The sequence below is a fragment of the bacterium genome, from assembly GCA_009926305.1.
Classification (GTDB): Bacteria; Bdellovibrionota_C; UBA2361; order UBA2361; family RFPC01; genus RFPC01.
The window spans coordinates 1-2,020 of the sequence record RFPC01000178.1 but is presented as its reverse complement, the minus strand read 5'-3'; the positions used below and the strand labels follow the sequence as shown (position 1 = coordinate 2,020).

Sequence of the window (2,020 nt, the reverse complement as noted above, 5' to 3'; positions counted from 1 at the left end):
GAGTGCTCATAGGGAAGCAGTACGTTCTCATGGAGATGCTCACCGAAGATTAATGCACGTTTCGCGTCAAACGAAGGACAAAGACAACCCCCTCTTAACTGCCCACCGAAGCGAGGAAACTACTGATCAGTGGATCATCTAGCTTCGTAAAAATGCTTAGCGTGTCCGCAGTACACTCTGCGACATCAGTATATGAGTACGAGGCGAAGATCCCAAGCACCCTCCAAGAGTCATCTGCAGTCCTCGCAATAAGAGGTCCACCCCAGTCATCTGTACACAGTGAGGAACCAAATGGAGTCCTCTTCGTCACGAGCTCGGACTCTTCAAAGTCATGCTCCTCTTGAATGGTAGCGAATCCAGCGCGGAGCAAGTAATCAGACTCCGTTTGATCTTCCTCCGTTATTCCGAGACCACCTTGGATATATAATGGAAGCTTTGGATGCAACTCTCCGGTTATCTTTGCTATTGGCTGTGTAGTGCTGACGGCAAACTTTACAATAGCAATATCGTAATAACTTCGTACCACTAGCCCCCCTTCTACCAGTTGCTGAAAATTTGGGTGAAGAGTAATGTTACTAGCGAGTACAAACATATCCGCAAATTGTGCGCTCACTTGATCGAACGCAGAGATTCCTCCTAGACAGCTTGCCGGTATTATCACCGAAGTATTGCTGTCATCTTTTTGAATAATGGTACCCAAGCATCTTATGCTTGGCTCTTCTTCTGGCTGCAAAAGCACCGTTATGAAAGGAGTATTTTCCTGAGCACACAAGCCATTGCCATTGATGATCCTGGGGGAAAATAGAGTTGAAGCAGTCCCCATCTGAGTGTCCTCAAGTGCACCACATGGAGTCCGGATCATGTCGTCTCTGCAATCCTTGATCCCTCGCCGTGCTGCTCGATGATCTCTGATAGCTGCACGCAAGGCTCTTTTTCTCGCCCTCGATGCACCAGACAACTTTGCACGCTTCTTGCCAATCTTTCGAGAAAGCCGCTTTAACTCGCGTGATATATTACTTACCTCTATCTGAGCAGCTCTCCCCTTTCTAATAAGAGATGTCTCGGCCTCACAGTAATATCTCAGATTTGGATTATTAGGAGATGCATTTAACGCCGCTACTGATTGAGCTTGAGCAGTAAATGTCCAGAAAAATGTTAAGTACAAAATCGCAACGAAGAGATATGAGACCTCCTGTAACGAACCGAACTGGCTACGAAATGTATTTTTCACAAGCATGTATCGTGCCTCCTATTACGACCTACGGAGACTCGTCAGGAGTATAGAAGCCCTTTAGGAAACTCGGCACTAAATTTTCCAGCTTGTTTTTCATCTATTTTTTTGATGCCTTCTGAATAGTAAGCATCCTTCAGATCACCATAGGGCCTATCCAACATAAAACTAGGCATAGGAGTCATTTTTCCTAGCACTGCACAAAGCAAATCCTTAAGACCAGAGAAGGTAATACTTGGATCTAGAGCCTCCTTTCTATTATACCGACTCCGCTCCTTACACCTAGAATCGAATCATAACAACATTACTTAAGAAAGGCTCTGCGTAGTCATTGCTCGGGCTCTGCACTTTACTTCGTATGATCAGAGCTCTTCGAGCGCCTCTTCCTTCTCCGTACTGTTGGTTTCACTCACAGCGAGTTTCCCTTTTCGTCACATTCAAGGATGGTTTTTTGGTTGGGCCAGAAAATACTCATCGCGTAAATTACTCAGCGTTTCTTCTGAACCGCTTTCTTTACCGTACTGACTCTGTGCCGTTAATCAAATTTAAGTTATTGAGAGCGACAGGCTTCCCAAGTGCTCAAATAAATTAGACTTGAGTGAAAAACGAGCGAATTATCTCAAGGCGTCTAAGCGGTAAATGCCCCCGCTCACTTGAATTATTCCGTGCCTACTATCTTACGCATGGGGTACTGCTTTGCAGGCGCTTCGCAGACTATATTTTCTCTCTCTCACCGGGTTACTGAATGCACCTGATTAGTAAGTGCCTGACTACTAGTAGGAACGAATA

The 2,020-nt window shown here is 45.4% G+C and carries 2 protein-coding genes; one reads left to right on the top strand and one right to left on the bottom strand.

Annotated elements, in window-relative coordinates:
• Positions 1-94: 94 nt before the first annotated feature.
• Positions 95-1,237 (bottom strand): hypothetical protein, encoded by a 1,143-nt coding sequence (locus EBR25_13465; protein NBW41990.1) that lies wholly within the window; start codon positions 1,235-1,237, stop codon positions 95-97.
• Between the two features lie 325 nt (positions 1,238-1,562).
• On the opposite strand from EBR25_13465, the gene EBR25_13460 reads away from it, so the two are divergent.
• Entirely contained in the window at positions 1,563-1,823 is a 261-nt protein-coding gene (locus EBR25_13460; protein ID NBW41989.1) for a hypothetical protein, read from the top strand.
• Positions 1,824-2,020: the final 197 nt, after the last annotated feature.

Coding starts and splice junctions, on each gene's coding strand:
- EBR25_13465 (NBW41990.1), bottom strand. CDS start 1,237: ATGCTTGTGAAAAATACATTTCGTAGCCAGTTCGGTTCGTTACAGGAG.